The sequence below is a fragment of the Cryobacterium sp. TMT2-14 genome (assembly GCF_004402465.1).
Classification (GTDB): domain Bacteria; phylum Actinomycetota; class Actinomycetes; order Actinomycetales; family Microbacteriaceae; genus Cryobacterium; species Cryobacterium sandaracinum.
Window position 1 is genome coordinate 55,715 of the sequence record NZ_SOFV01000018.1, and the last position, 14,077, is coordinate 69,791.

Genomic DNA, 14,077 nt, shown 5'->3' on the forward strand with positions numbered 1-14,077 from the left:
CGCCACCCGCGCAGCGGCGCAACACCCGCGCGCCGTGCGAACGGATGCTGCACCGCGTTTCGCGGGGCTACGCGATCAGGTCGCGCATGCCCCGGTCGAGCTCCGCGAGGGTTGCCTCGGCGGCGGCCCGGCGTTCGGCGACAGTGCCGACGGAACTGCTGGTGTCGAGGTAGACCTTGAGCTTGGGCTCGGTGCCGCTCGGGCGCACCATGACGCGGGAGCCGTCGGCCAGCCGGATGCGCAGCACGTCGCTGGGCGGCAGGCCGTTGAAGCCCCCGGAGAGGTCGTCGATGTGGTCGACGGCGATGCCGCCGACGAAGACCGGGGGTGTCTCGCGCAGCCGCGCCATGACCTGCTCGATCTCGGTCAGGTCGGTGACGCGCACCGAGATCTGGCCGGAGGCGAAGTGGCCGAAGCGTTCACTGAAACGGTCGAGGTGCTGGGCGAGGGTGACGCCCTCCGCCTTCAGATTGCTGACCAGGGAGAGCAGCGCCACGGCGGCGGAGATGCCGTCTTTGTCGCGCACGGTCTCGGGGTTCACGAGGTAGCCGAGGGCCTCCTCGAAGCCGAAGATCAGGTCGGGCGCGCGCGACACCCACTTGAAGCCGGTGAGGGTGTCGGTGAACCGCAGCCCGTAAGCCTTCGCCACGGCCTCCAGCGCCGGGGTGGAGACGATGGAGCACGCGAGGGTGCCGGTGGCACCGCCGTCACCGGTGACGCTCGCGGCCAGTTCCGCGGCTCGCCAGCCGAGGATCGCCCCGACCTCGTTGCCGCTGAGGCGCCGGTACCCGTCGGGGGACCCCTCTTGCGGGATGGCGATCGCAAGGCGGTCGGCGTCGGGGTCGTTGGCGATGATCAGCTCGGCGCCGGTCTCACGGGCCGTCTCATAGGCGAGGTCCATCGCGCCGGGTTCTTCGGGGTTGGGGAAGGAGACCGTGGGGAAGGCGGCATCCGGGGCGATCTGGGCGTCGACGAGCGTGGGAAGGTCGAAGCCGGCGGCTTGAAGCACCCGGCGGGTGGTGTCCCAGCCGACGCCATGCAGGGCCGTGTAAACCGTGTTGACCTGCGCGAGGGGCCGGCGGGCAAGACCTGCCGTCGCGTCGATGTAGGCCTGCACGATCGACTCGGGCGCCGTCTCGTAGGGTGCCCGGGGCAGGTCGGGAACCCGTTCCTCCGCGGCGACGCGCAGGATCTCGGCCGCGATCGCGGCGTCGTCGGGCGAAACGATCTGGGAGCCTTGGTTGGCGCCGCCCAGGTAGACCTTGTAGCCGTTGTCGTTGGGCGGGTTGTGCGAGGCGGTGACCATGATGCCCGCGCCGACGTCGAGGTGGCGCACAGCAAACGCGAGCACGGGGGTCGGTAGCAAACGGGGGAGCAGGATGGCGCGTACCCCGGCACCGGCCATGATCGCGGCCGAGTCAGTGGCGAAGACCTGCGAGTTCTTGCGCCCGTCATAGCCGATGACGACCGAGGGGACCCGGCCCGGGGCGGCGTTCTTCGTCAGGAACGCGGCGAGGCCGGCGGCTGCCTGGCAGACGAGTACGCGGTTCATCCGGTTGGAGCCTGCGGCGATGGCGCCGCGCAGACCCGCCGTGCCGAAGGCGAGGCGCTCGTCGAAGCGGGCGTGCAGCTCCGCGAGTGCGACGGCGTCGCCGTCGCCGGCCCCGCGCAGCAGGAGGCGCAGCTCGGCCTGGGTCTCGGGATCGGGGTCCTGGCTGAGCCAGGCATTGGCCACGGCGATCACGGTCGGCGTGGCAGCCGAGGCCGGAGCGGAGTCGGTGCCGGTCTCGCTGCCGCTCACGGCATCCGTGCTGGTGCCGGTGCCGGTCTCGCTGCCGCTCACGGCATCCGTGCTGGTGCCGGTGCCGGTGCCTGTGTCGTCGTCGGCGCCGATGGTGTTGATGACCATCGTGTCGGGCAGGACTGTTTCGGTGGTGCCGGTGCCGGTGGCGGCATCGGCACCGGCAGCGGACGCGGGAGCAGCGTCGGCGGCGGCGGAATGCCGGCCGGTGATCTGCGGGTCGGTATTGTCGAGGCTCACAGTGCGGCCACGATCCGGGCGAGGAGCGCGCTGATGACGGGCTCGGCGAGCTTTCCGGCCTCGAGCACCTCCGAGTGGCTGAGCGGGTCCTGCTGGATTCCGGCCGCGAGGTTGGTGATCAGCGACAGACCGAGGATCTCCATGCCCGACTGGCGGGCGGCGATCGCCTCGAGGGCGGTCGACATGCCGACGATGTGGCCGCCGATGACCTTGGCCATCTGCACCTCGGCCGGCGTCTCGTAGTGCGGGCCGCGGAACTGGCAGTACACGCCCTCGTCGAGCGATGGGTCGATGGTGCGGGCCAGGTCGCGCAGGCGGCGCGAGTAGAGGTCGGTCAGGTCGACGAACGTCGCGCCCTCGAGGGGCGAGTCGGCGGTGAGGTTGATATGGTCGCTGATCAGCACGGGGGTGCCGGCTTTCCAGGTCTCCCGGATGCCGCCGGCACCGTTGGTGAGGATCATGGTCGTCGCGCCGGTGGCGGCGGCGGTGCGCACGCTGTGCACGACCCGGCGCACGCCGTGGCCTTCGTAATAGTGCGTGCGGGCGCCGATGAGGAGGGCGCGCTTGCCGCTGGGCAGCAGCACCGAGCGCAGAGTGCCGGCGTGTCCGGCCAGGGCGGGTGCACTGAAACCGGTGATGTACTGCGCGTCGAGGGTGTGCGTGGTCTCGCCGATAAGATCGGCGGCCTTGCCCCATCCGCTGCCCAGGGTCAGGGCGATGTCGTGGCGGGCTACGCCCGTGGCTTCGGCGATTTCAGAAGCGGCGGTCCGTGCAACATCAAACGGATCGGTTTCTGGCGCGTCAAGCAAGTTATTGTCGGTCTTCAGCATCCCCCTACTCTAATTGCCCGCCGATTTCGGGACCGTTCCCTTGTTCAATTCGACGGAGATTTTGGGATTTCACGGCGAAAAAGGGGCCTGAACGTCAATTTTGGGCAGAATCTCCGTCGAATTGGTTCGTCGACGGGGAAGCGGAGCCCCGGGGTTTGGCGGCGGGCGCGCCGGGGCAGGAGAATATGAGCATGGCCTACGACTTCGAACGCAAGCAGCGCATCGCTATCCTCGGCGGAGGCCCCGGCGGGTACGAGGCCGCCCTGGCCGGCGCTCAGCAGGGCGCCGAGGTCACCCTGATCGAGCGTGTCGGCGTCGGCGGTTCGGCCGTGATCACGGACGTCGTCCCGTCCAAGTCCCTCATCGCGACGGCCGAGGCCACCAACTCGATCCACGACGCGACCGAGCTCGGCGTACAGCTGTTCGTGCGCGGCGAAAAAGGCAAGCCGGCCCGCCCCGAGGTGGCCATCAACCTCGCCGCGGTCAACAAGCGGCTCCTGGCCCTGGCCCGCCAGCAGTCCGAAGACATGAAGTCCACCCTGATGCGCGCCGGGGTCAACCTGGTGCACGGCCACGGCCGGCTGGACGGTACCAGCGGCGTGATCGTGTCCACGGCCGAAGACGGCTCCGGCACGGACTTCGACCGGATCGAGGCCGACACGATCGTCGTCTCCGTCGGGGCAACCCCGCGTATCCTGCCCACCGCGCTCCCCGACGGCGAGCGCATCCTCACCTGGACGCAGCTCTACAACCTGCGGGCCGTACCCGATCACCTCATCGTCGTGGGCTCCGGGGTGACCGGGGCCGAATTCGCCTCCGCCTACCGCGCCCTCGGTGCCAAGGTCACCCTGATTTCCAGCCGCGACCGCGTGCTGCCCGGTGAGGACGCCGACGCCGCGAACGTGGTCGAGAACGTATTCAAGCGCAACGGCATGGTCGTGCTCAGCAAGTCCCGCGCCGAGTCCGTCGTGCGCACGGTGGGTGGAGTGCTGGCCACGCTGGCCGACGGCCGAACCGTCGAGGGTAGCCACTGCCTGATCGCGGTCGGGTCCGTGCCGAACACGAAGGGCCTCGGCCTCGAGGAAGCCGACGTGCAGCTCACTGACTCCGGTCACATCCGGGTGAACCGGGTCGCGCGCACGTCGATGCCGAACATCTACGCGGCCGGGGACTGCACGACCGAGCTGCCGCTGGCATCCGTCGCCTCGATGATGGGCCGCACGGCCGTGTTCCACGCCATGGGCGACGCGGTCAACCCGATCGAGATTCGCAACGTCGCGGCCAACATCTTCACGCAGCCGGAGATCGCCACGGTCGGCTGGACCCAGAAGCAGATCGAGGACGGCCTCACTCGCGGCAGCATCTACAAGCTTCCGCTCGCTTCGAACCCTCGGGCCAAGATGATGGGCATCAAGGACGGCTTCGTGAAGCTGTTCGCCACCACCACCACCGGCACCGTCATCGGCGGCGTGATCGTGGCCCCTAAGGCCAGCGAACTGATCTTCCCGCTAGCCCTGGCCGTGGAGCACCGGCTCACCGTCGACGAGGTCGCACGAGCGTTCCCGGTCTACCCGTCGCTGACGCATTCGATCACGGATGCCGCCCGCGCCATGCACATCGTGCTCTGACGCCTTCGAGAGACACCACAAACGAAAGAAAAGACAACGCCCTCGCTCTTGGAACGAGGGCGTTGACGTGTCAGCCGGTGACGCGGGTCAGGCGTCCACGGCTTCCACGGCTTCCACGGCTTCCACGGCGTCCATGACGGCCATCAGCAGGAAGCCAGAGGCCACGGTCGCGCCGATGATCGCCCCCACGTTGCCGACGATGCCGTCCTTGTGGGCGGTCAGTGGTTGCTCCATCTTCATGGCCTCCAGCACCAGCAGCAGATCACCCTTGACGACGAGGTCGCCCTCGGCCACGGCCAGCTTCACGATGGTCGCCTGCATCGGGGCGTGTACGGCGTCGCCGGTGGCCGAGCTGACGGAGGGGGAGCCGCCGCGCCGACGGGGTGCCGGGCCGGCCGTGTTCTCGGAGGCGGCGCCGGGCAGCAGGCGGACCGGCAGACTGACCTCGATCCGTCGCCCCTCCACCTCGACGACGACGTTGTGGCGCTTAGCGGGGCCGGTCAGCACTTCCGGCGAGCCGTTCCACGGCTCGATGTCGTTGACGAACTCGGTTTCGATCCACCGGGTGAAGATCGTGAACGGCTCACCGTCGGCAGGGGCGAACGCGGGGTCGCGCACGATCCGGCGGTGGAACGGCAGCACGGTGGGGAGACCCGCGACCTCGAACTCGTCCAGGGCCCGGCGGGAACGCTCGAGCGCTTCCTCGCGGGTGGCGCCGGTGACGATGAGCTTTGCGAGAAGGGAGTCGAACGAACCCGAGATGACGTCGCCGGCGGTGACGCCGCTGTCCACGCGCACCCCGGGGCCCCCGGAGGGCTTGAAGACGTGCACGGGGCCGGGGGCCGGCATGAAGCCGCGGCCGGCATCCTCGCCGTTGATGCGGAACTCGAAGGAGTGTCCGATCGGCTCCGGGTCGGGGTAGTCGAGGCGACCGCCCTCGGCCAGGCGGAACTGCTCGCGCACCAAATCGATTCCGGTCACTTCCTCGGACACGGGATGCTCGACCTGCAGCCGGGTGTTGACCTCCAGGAACGAGACGGTGCCGTCCTGGCCGATCAGGAACTCGCAGGTGCCGGCGCCCACGTAGCCGACCTCGGCGAGGATCGCCTTGGACGCGCGATACATCTCGTTACGCTGCGCGTCGGTCAGGAACGGCGCGGGGGCCTCCTCGACCAGCTTCTGGTGGCGGCGCTGCAGGGAACAATCGCGGGTGGAGACGACAACGACCGTACCGGATGCGTCGGCGAGGCACTGGGTCTCGACGTGGCGCGGCTTGTCCAGGTACTTTTCAACGAAGCATTCGCCCCGACCGAACGCGGCAATGGCCTCGCGGGTGGCGGAGTCGAAGAGCTCGGGCACCTCCTCGCGGGTGCGGGCGACCTTGAGGCCGCGACCGCCGCCGCCGAAGGCCGCCTTGATCGCGACCGGCAGGCCGTGGAGGTCGACGAAATCGAGCACCTCCGCGGCATCCGCCACCGGGTTGAGGGTGCCGGGCGCCATCGGCGCATGCACCTTCTCGGCGACGTGCCGTGCGGAGACCTTGTCGCCGAGCTTCTCGATGGCGTCGGGGGAGGGGCCGATCCAAATCAGGCCGGCCCCGATCACGGCGCGGGCGAAGTCGGCGTTCTCGGCGAGGAACCCGTAGCCGGGGTGCACGGCATCGGCGCCGGACCGTCGGGCCACGGAGAGCAGCTTTTCGATGACGAGGTAGGTGTCGGCGCTCGTGGTTCCGTCGAGACCGTAGGCCTCGTCGGCCAGATGCGAATGCATCGAGTCGCGATCCTGGTCAGCGTAGACGGCAACCGAGGCAATGCCGCTGTCTTTTGCGGCTCGGATCACCCGGACGGCGATTTCGCCCCGGTTTGCGATGAGGACCTTCGTTATTGGGGGCACAGTGCCCTAGCTTATGGGGCAGAGCGACCGGGTTTTTGGTTCTCTCCCACAAAAAGAGGCCGGAGAAAGGTGCGGATGCCTACAAACAACCTCGAAAACCAGCAATCTGTCAGTTGTCGGTGCGGTTCCACAGGCTCGGCCACGCGTGCCCGAGACCGGTCACCAGCCGGCGCAGCGTCGGCAGCGAGAGCCCGACGACGGTGGACGGATCCCCGCTGATGTGGGTGATGAACGGCGCCCCGAGGCTGTCGATGGTGAAGGCCCCGGCCACGAGCAGAGGCTCGCCGGTGGCGATATAGGCGTCCAGCTCCGCATCCTCGATGTCGTCGGCGAAGGTGACGTCCGCGACGGCGACGGCGCCGACACCGTGCCCGGCCACGCCGGCCGAGTGGTCGATCAGCCAATGGCCCGAATACAGCTGCCCGGTTCGGCCGCGCTGCAGGTGCCAGCGTTCCCGCGCCTTCTCGGCGGTGTGCGGCTTGCCGTAGATGACGTCGTCGATCACGAAGACCGAGTCGCCGCCGAGCACGAGGCCGTCGGTGATGTCGCCGCTGTCGGTCAACACGCGGGACACGGCCTCCGCCTTGGCCCGCGCCAGCAGCTCCACGACCCGGTGGGGAGTCAGTGGTCCGCCGCCCGACCGGGCCGCGTCGGCGGCGACCACGTCCTCGTCGACGTCGGGCGCAACTGTGACAGGTTCGATCCCCGCGGTGCGCAGCAGCATCAGCCGGGCCGGAGACGTGGACGCCAGGTACAAGCGCATGGGTTTCCTTCGGTGGGGTGCACGTGGTGTGGGATCATCGAAGGATGGGCTCCAGCAATGACATTCAGGCAGATTCGAACGGGCACTCCGCAGAAGTGGACACGGAACTCGAACTTGACGTCACCAACGTAGCCCACGGCGGCATCTTCATCGCCCGGCACGAGGGCCGCGTGGTCTTCGTGAGTGACACACTGCCGGGGGAGCGCGTGCGCGCCCGGCTGACCTCGGCCAGCCACAAAAGCTTCTGGCGGGCGGAGACCGTCGAAGTGCTCACCCCGGCACCGGAGCGTCAGCCGCACATTTGGGCCGCCGCCGCCCTCGACCGCGACCCCGTAGACCGGGCCGGCGGCGCCGAGTTCGGCCACATCGAGCTCGGTTTCCAGCGCGAGCTGAAGCGCCAGGTTTTGGCTGACGCCTTGAAACGGATGGCCGGTATCGAGTCCGAGGTCATGGTCGAGCCGGTCCCGGTCGGCCCCAACGCCTCGCCCGGCGACGCCGCCGACGGCACCGGCTGGCGCACCCGCGTGCGCCTGCACGTGGACGAGGACGGCTCTGTCGGCCCTTATGCCGCCCGCTCGCACCGGGTGATCCCGGTCGGCGACTTGCCGCTGGCCGACCGCCTGCTCGAGGCGGCCGCACCGCTGGACAAAATGTTTCCCGGCGCCGCATCCGTCGACATCGTCGCCCCGAGCCTGGGCACCGTGCAGATCCTGGTGGCGGAGCAGGACGACAAGGGCCGGCGCCGGCACACCCCGAAAACGCTGATCCGCGAGGTTGTGGGCGAGCGCGAGTTCCGCCTCGACGCCGCTGGGTTCTGGCAGGTGCACACCAGCGCCGCCGAGACCCTCTACCGCGCGGTGCAGGACATCATCGACGCGGACGCCTTCGACCCCCGGGCCGCGAACCTGGACCTCTACGGCGGGGTCGGCCTGCTCGCCGCCGCCGTGGGCGACCGGTTCGGCAGCGTGGTGCGCATGACCAGCGTCGAGAGCGACCCGCAGGCCACGGACTTCGCGGCTGAGAACCTCGCCGAATGGGTGGGGGCCAGCGTGCAGACCTCCCGCGTCGACCGGTTCCTGAACGCGCTCGTGCGCGATTCGAGCGCCGCCGAGAAGGCTCGCCAGTCGGCCGCCACGGTGATCCTCGACCCGCCACGCTCCGGCGCCGGCAAGGAGGTCATCGACCTGCTCGGCGCCGTGGAACCGGCCCAGATCGTCTACGTGGCCTGTGACCCCGTCGCCCTGGCCCGCGACATCGCCCTCCTCGCCGGTCACGGGTACATCCTGCGCCGGCTGCGTGCCTTCGACCTGTTCCCCAATACCCACCATGTCGAAGCCGTCGCGCTCCTGTCCCGGTAGCTATCGTTGACCTGTACGACAACGTGAGGATGTAGGAACCGTGAACCAGCCAGCAACACCTCTCCCCTCGGCCCCGGGAATTCCCGGCGCCCTCGAACTCGGCCATCCCGTGCGGGTGGGCATCGCCGACGATCACGAGTCGGTGCGCCTGGGCATCAAGGCGGCCTGTGAGAACGTCGGCTACGAGGTCGTCTTCACCGCGCCCACCGTGCAGGAGCTCGTGAACGGCATCGACGGCCGCGCCGTAGACGTCATCGTGTTGGATCTGTCGCTGGGCGATGGATCCCGCGTCACCGACAATGTGCACCGTGCCCGGAGCACGGGCGCGTCGGTCCTCGTGCACAGCATCGCCGATCGGGTCGCCCTGGTGCGCGAGGCGCTCGCCGCGGGCGCGGCCGGCGTCATCCCCAAATCGTCCCCCACCACCACGGTCATGGCGGCCGTCGCATCCGTGGCCCGCGGCGACGTTCTCAACAACCTCGAGTGGGCCACGGCCATCGACGCCGACCGCGACTTCGCCAAGGCCCAGCTCGGCCGGCGCGAACGTGACGTGCTGCACCTCTACGCGTCGGGGCTCCCCCTCAAAATGGTGGCGATGCAGCTTGGCATCGCGCACTCGACCGCCCGTGAGTACCTCGACCGGATCCGGGTGAAATACGTGGAGGTCGGCCGTCCGGCACCCACCAAGGTGGACCTGCTCCGGCGCGCCGTCGAAGACGGAATCCTGCCGGGCCTCGACCCGGATGGCGGAGATGCCCGCGGGTAAGCCCGCGGGCTCCGGCCCTCTGGGCTCCACCGCGGCGCACTCGGACGCCGAGCTGCTCGATTCCGACCCGATCGTGGGGCCCAAACAGCCGCGCAACCCGATCAGCCGCACCCGGATCGAAGTCGTGGCCTCGCGTTCCGTCGCCGGCGTCGGCGTGGTCTTCGCCCTCCAGGCGATGCCGATCATGCTCGCGCAGGCCCCGGTGCGGGTGCCGGTGATGGGTTTGCTCGCGCCGCTGCTGCTCGGTCTGTCGCTGGCGGCGGTCGTGGTGGCCGCCGTGACCAAGGTCGGGGTGCGGGCATCTGCCGGAACCGTGGCGATGCTCTATCTGGCGGCGCTGCTGGCTTGGCCCATGCTGATGCGTGACCCCGCGGCCGTGCTCGACGGCAAACCGTGGCTCTGGTACATGTGCACCATCGCAACGGCCTGCGCCGCTCTGGCCTTCCCGGTGTTCTGGGCCGTCATCTACACGGTGGTCGTGCCGATCGTCTACGGCGTGGTGCGGTCGACACCGTCCGGCGGCGACGCCGATGTTCTTCTGTCGTCTCTGGACACGGTCTACGCGATAATCCTCGGCCAGGTCATCCTGATCATCATCTTCATGCTGCGGCAGACGGCCCTCGCGGTCGACAACGCGCAGACCAACGCGCTGCACCAGTATGGGAACGCCGTGCGGCAGCACGCGACGGAGGTCGAGCGCGTGCAGGTCGACTCGATCGTGCACGACAGCGTGCTGGCCACGTTCCTCGCCGCCGCCGCGGCCGGCAGCCCGAAGGCGGCCGAGCTGGCCTCCGGCATGGCCTCTGATGCCCTCACCCGGCTCAACGACGCCGCCATCGTGCCTGCCGGTGACGACAGCACGGTTGCCTTCAGCGAGCTCAGTGCGCAGATCCGGGCCGCCGCCGACCGGCTGCCGGTGCCGTTCACCGTCGACGAGTGCGAGATCGACGGGTTGCGCCTCCCGGTCCACGCGAGCGAGGCGATCCTCGCCGCGAGCGTGCAAGCCATGGTGAACAGCGCCCAGCATGCCGGCACGCCGAGCTTCGAGCCCGACCGCGCCCTCACGATGAGCGGGAACGCCCGGGGGGGCTGCACCATCACGATCGCCGACACCGGCGTGGGCTTCGACCCAGAGCTTGTGCCGGCGGAACGGCTCGGACTGCGCATCTCGATCCAGGACCGGGTGGCCAGCGCCGGCGGATCCGTGCGCGTGCGCGCCGGGGTGGGCCGCGGAACGACGATCACCATCGAGTGGCCGCCGGCCCAGAAAGGACGTCCCGAGTGATCACCGTTCCGCGCGGACTCGTGCTCTCCCTGGCCGCAATGTTCTCCGCCTACCACATCGTGCTCGGCTTCTACTCGCTGGGCCAACCGCGCAGCCCGGTGCCGGCGATCCTGGCGCTGCTCGTCTACGGTGTGGCGACCGTGCTCAGCCTCTGGCCGACGAGCCCGATGCGGATGCCGGTGTGGCTGGCGTTCTTCAACGTCGCTGTTTGTGCGATGCTGCCGCTGCTCGTGGGGAGCCAGCTCGACGGCTCCGTCGACAACGGCTACGCCACCTGGAATGTCGCGGCCGTGGGCACCCTGATGACTATTACCGCCACCCGCCGGCGCCCAGGCCTGGCCTGGGTCGGCGCCGCGACGCTGGTCGTGCACACGATTTTCTGGGCTGGCCCGGCGGCCCTGGGCTCCATGGGCGTCATCGGCAGTGTGGTCTGGGTCGCGGTCGCGGTCATCCTGGCGCGGGCGCTGGCCAAGGCAGGCCGCGACGCCCGGCAGTACGCCCTGGCCGAGCAGGAGGCCACCGAGTGGCAGGCCGCCCAGGACGCGCACCTCTACGAGCGCCAGGTTCGGCTCGCCCAGACCATCCGGCTTGCGGCCCCGATGCTGCGCCGGATCATCGACCAGGGCGGGGTGCTGAACGACGAGCAGCGTCAGGAGTCCCGCTACCTGGAGGCGGCTGTGCGGGACGAGATCCGCGGACGGAAGCTGCTCAATGACGCCGTGCGTGACGCGATCATGGCCGCGCGTCGCCGCGGCGCCATCGTCACCCTGCTCGACGAGGGCAGTATCGACGACATCCGCGGCGCGGAGCTGGAATCGGTGCTCAACACTCTGGCGACCGCGATCGACTCCACCCTGGCGGACACGATCATCGCCCGGACCGCCGGCGACGGGTCCGCGACCGCGGTCACCGTGGTGGGTCTCAGCAGCGCAGACGCGAAGCTGATCGCCCTCGGCCAGGAGTCACCGGAGCCTGAGGTGCACCTGTGGCTGGAGATCCCGCGCAACCCGGTCCTGACGTCCTCCGGCCCGGGCTAGTTGGTCAGCACGCGGAGCACCGTGCGCCGAGCGCACACCAATTCGACGGAGATTTTCGTCTGCAACCACTTTTTCGGAGTGTTTGGGGCCGTTTTCCTCAAAATCTCCGTCGAATTCGTTCGAGACGGGGTTACACCCGGGCCACGCCGGCAAATGCGAAAGGGACCAACCGTGGTTGATCCCTTTCGACTTTCGTGCCAGGGCGACAACCCGAATGTCACCCTGACGCGCCCCCAAAACCCGACTGCTTACCCTAGTCGACGGGCTTTAGTCGTGAACTCTTAAGAGCATCACCGAGCAATGCCAACACTGGTCGAACCGGTTCGGTAAAAAAAGTCGGCATTTAGGGGGACCGGGAGCGCCCGACGGTTGGGAACCGAAGGGTCAGGCCGAGAATCCGCGCCAGCGGCCTGCGCCGGGGGTCAGAGCCACCCGGACACTGCGTTGGCTGCGCTGCCACGCGCTCTGGCCGCGCACCGGCGCCTGGCGCAGGTTGTCGCCCTCCTCGCGCACCAGGCCGTGCAGCACGGCCGACACGGCGGCCGCCTCGGTGGGGGAGACGCCGCGGGCCAGGAAACGCAGCCCGGGCACCGGGGGAACCTCGGGCGACGCAGACTCGGTCTCCTCGGCTGAGCTCGGGGCGCTCGGGGCGCTCGTAACATTCGATGAATCGGTCATAGCACCCGCCTACAGCGGAATGTTCCCGTGCTTCTTGGGCGGCAGACTCGCTCGCTTGGTGCGCAGGGCGCGCAGGGCCTTGGTCACCGCGACGCGGGTCGTGGCCGGCTCGATGATGCCGTCCAGTTCGCCGCGCTCGGCCGCCAGGAACGGACTCGCCACGTTGTAGGTGTACTCGTTGGCCAGCCGGGTGCGCACGGCGGCAACATCCTCCTCGGCTGCTTCGGCCTTCTTGATCTCGGCACGGTACAGGATGTTCACGGCGCCTTGGCCGCCCATCACGGCGATCTCCGCGGTCGGCCAGGCCAGGTTGATGTCCGCGCCGAGCTGCTTGGAGCCCATCACGATGTACGCGCCGCCGTAGGCCTTGCGCAGGATGACGGTGACCAGAGGCACGGTCGCCTCCGCGTAGGCGTAGAGCAGCTTGGCGCCGCGGCGGATGATTCCGGTCCACTCCTGGTCGGTGCCGGGAAGGAAGCCCGGCACGTCGACCAGGGTGAGGATAGGAATCGAGAACGCGTCGCAGAAACGCACAAACCGGGCGGCCTTCTCGCCGGCCGGAATGTTGAGCGTGCCGGCCATGGCGTTGGGCTGGTTGGCGACGATGCCGATCGAGCGTCCCTCGACGCGGGCGAAGCCGACGACGATGTTCGGGGCGAACAACGGCTGCGTCTCGAGGAAGTCGCCGTGGTCGACGATGTGCTCGATCACGGTCTTCACGTCATAGGGCTGGTGCGCGGAATCGGGGATGATCGTGTTCAAGTTCCGGTCGCCATCCGTCGTCTCGAGCTCGATGTCGCTGTCGAAGACGGGCAGGTCGGCCAGGTTGTTGTCCGGCAGGAAGCTGAGCAGGGTGCGGGCGTAGTCGAGGGCGTCGGGCTCGTCGCTAGCCAGGTAGTGCGCCACACCGGAGATCGTGTTGTGCGTGAGCGCGCCGCCGAGCTCTTCCATGCCGACGTCTTCGCCCGTGACGGTCTTGATCACGTCGGGGCCGGTGACGAACATCTGGCTGGTCTTGTCGACCATGATCACGAAGTCGGTCAGGGCAGGGGAGTAGACGGCGCCGCCGGCGGCGGGGCCGCAGATGATCGAGATCTGCGGGATGACGCCGGACGCGGCCGTGTTCCGGCGGAAGATCTCGCCGTACTTGCCGAGGGCGACGACGCCCTCCTGGATGCGCGCTCCGCCGGAGTCGAGGATGCCGATGATGGGCACCCCGGTCTTGAGGGCAAGGTCCATCACCTTGATGATCTTCTCGCCGGCAACCTCGCCGAGCGAGCCGCCGAAGATGGTGAAGTCCTGCGAGTAGACGCAGACCTGGCGGCCGTGGATGGTGCCGGTGCCCGTGACGACCGCGTCGCCGTAGGGCCGCTTCTTCTCCATGCCGAATGCGTGCGTGCGGTGCCGCACGAACTCGTCGATCTCGACGAAGGAGCCCTGGTCGAGCAGCAGGTCGATGCGTTCCCGCGCGGTCATCTTGCCTTTGGCGTGCTGTTTCTCGATCGCGGCCTCGCCGCTGGCGGTCACGGCTTCGTGATAGCGCAGCTTGAGGTCGGCGAGCTTTCCAGCCGTCGTGTACAGGTCGGGGCCCGCAAGGGGTGAGTTCTCAGTCACGCGGTTCACTCTACCGGCCAGCCCCTGCTCCCGATCGTTGACGATTGTCTACAAAAACCGGCCGGTTTGCTGGTCGGGTGCGTCTGCCTTCCTGTGGCCAACTCCTGAGGATTGGCGGATTCGGGCCGGAATTGTGCCATTTGCGCTCGTATTCGCCAGAATTACAGGAGTTAGCCACAGGGAG

General features: G+C 68.9%; 11 protein-coding genes. 5 read left to right on the forward strand and 6 right to left on the reverse strand.

Going from position 1 to position 14,077, the window contains the following annotated elements:
* Positions 1-67 precede the first annotated feature (67 nt).
* Positions 68-2,041, reverse strand: a complete 1,974-nt coding sequence (locus E3O28_RS07365) for a phospho-sugar mutase (RefSeq protein ID WP_241973048.1) — start codon at positions 2,039-2,041, stop codon at positions 68-70.
* Positions 2,038-2,871 (reverse strand): purine-nucleoside phosphorylase, encoded by an 834-nt coding sequence (locus E3O28_RS07370; RefSeq protein ID WP_104100337.1) that lies wholly within the window; start codon positions 2,869-2,871, stop codon positions 2,038-2,040. Before E3O28_RS07370 ends, E3O28_RS07365 begins: the two co-directional genes overlap by 4 nt.
* A 191-nt stretch (positions 2,872-3,062) precedes the next feature.
* Between E3O28_RS07370 and E3O28_RS07375 the strand changes: the two genes are divergently transcribed.
* Positions 3,063-4,499, forward strand: coding sequence for an NAD(P)H-quinone dehydrogenase (locus tag E3O28_RS07375; protein WP_104100336.1), 1,437 nt, complete (start codon positions 3,063-3,065; stop codon positions 4,497-4,499).
* 87 nt (positions 4,500-4,586) lie between these two features.
* Here the strand turns inward: E3O28_RS07375 and E3O28_RS07380 are convergent, their stop codons facing one another.
* Both E3O28_RS07380 and E3O28_RS07385 read right to left on the reverse strand, forming a co-directional pair.
* Entirely contained in the window at positions 4,587-6,392 is a 1,806-nt protein-coding gene (locus tag E3O28_RS07380) for a biotin carboxylase N-terminal domain-containing protein (protein ID WP_134415502.1), read from the reverse strand.
* Between the two features lie 109 nt (positions 6,393-6,501).
* Positions 6,502-7,155 (reverse strand): Maf family protein, encoded by a 654-nt coding sequence (locus E3O28_RS07385; RefSeq protein WP_134342665.1) that lies wholly within the window; start codon positions 7,153-7,155, stop codon positions 6,502-6,504.
* 44 nt (positions 7,156-7,199) lie between these two features.
* Here E3O28_RS07385 and E3O28_RS07390 point away from each other — a divergent pair, with 44 nt between their 5' ends.
* From E3O28_RS07390 to E3O28_RS07405, 4 genes are all read left to right on the forward strand, one after another.
* Entirely contained in the window at positions 7,200-8,513 is a 1,314-nt protein-coding gene (locus E3O28_RS07390) for a TRAM domain-containing protein (protein ID WP_134415503.1), read from the forward strand.
* A gap of 79 nt (positions 8,514-8,592) precedes the next feature.
* The gene (locus E3O28_RS07395) at positions 8,593-9,279 is read left to right on the forward strand and encodes a response regulator transcription factor (protein WP_134342694.1); all 687 of its coding nucleotides are present in this window, start codon (positions 8,593-8,595) and stop codon (positions 9,277-9,279) included.
* Positions 9,266-10,564, forward strand: coding sequence for an ATP-binding protein (locus E3O28_RS07400; protein ID WP_134342663.1), 1,299 nt, complete (start codon positions 9,266-9,268; stop codon positions 10,562-10,564). Before E3O28_RS07395 ends, E3O28_RS07400 begins: the two co-directional genes overlap by 14 nt.
* Positions 10,561-11,601, forward strand: a complete 1,041-nt coding sequence (locus E3O28_RS07405) for a hypothetical protein (RefSeq protein ID WP_104100331.1) — start codon at positions 10,561-10,563, stop codon at positions 11,599-11,601. Before E3O28_RS07400 ends, E3O28_RS07405 begins: the two co-directional genes overlap by 4 nt.
* A gap of 384 nt (positions 11,602-11,985) precedes the next feature.
* Here the strand turns inward: E3O28_RS07405 and E3O28_RS07410 are convergent, their stop codons facing one another.
* Positions 11,986-12,279, reverse strand: a complete 294-nt coding sequence (locus E3O28_RS07410) for a hypothetical protein (protein ID WP_241973049.1) — start codon at positions 12,277-12,279, stop codon at positions 11,986-11,988.
* Between the two features lie 9 nt (positions 12,280-12,288).
* Positions 12,289-13,893, reverse strand: a complete 1,605-nt coding sequence (locus E3O28_RS07415; RefSeq protein WP_104100373.1) for an acyl-CoA carboxylase subunit beta — start codon at positions 13,891-13,893, stop codon at positions 12,289-12,291.
* Positions 13,894-14,077 lie beyond the last annotated feature (184 nt).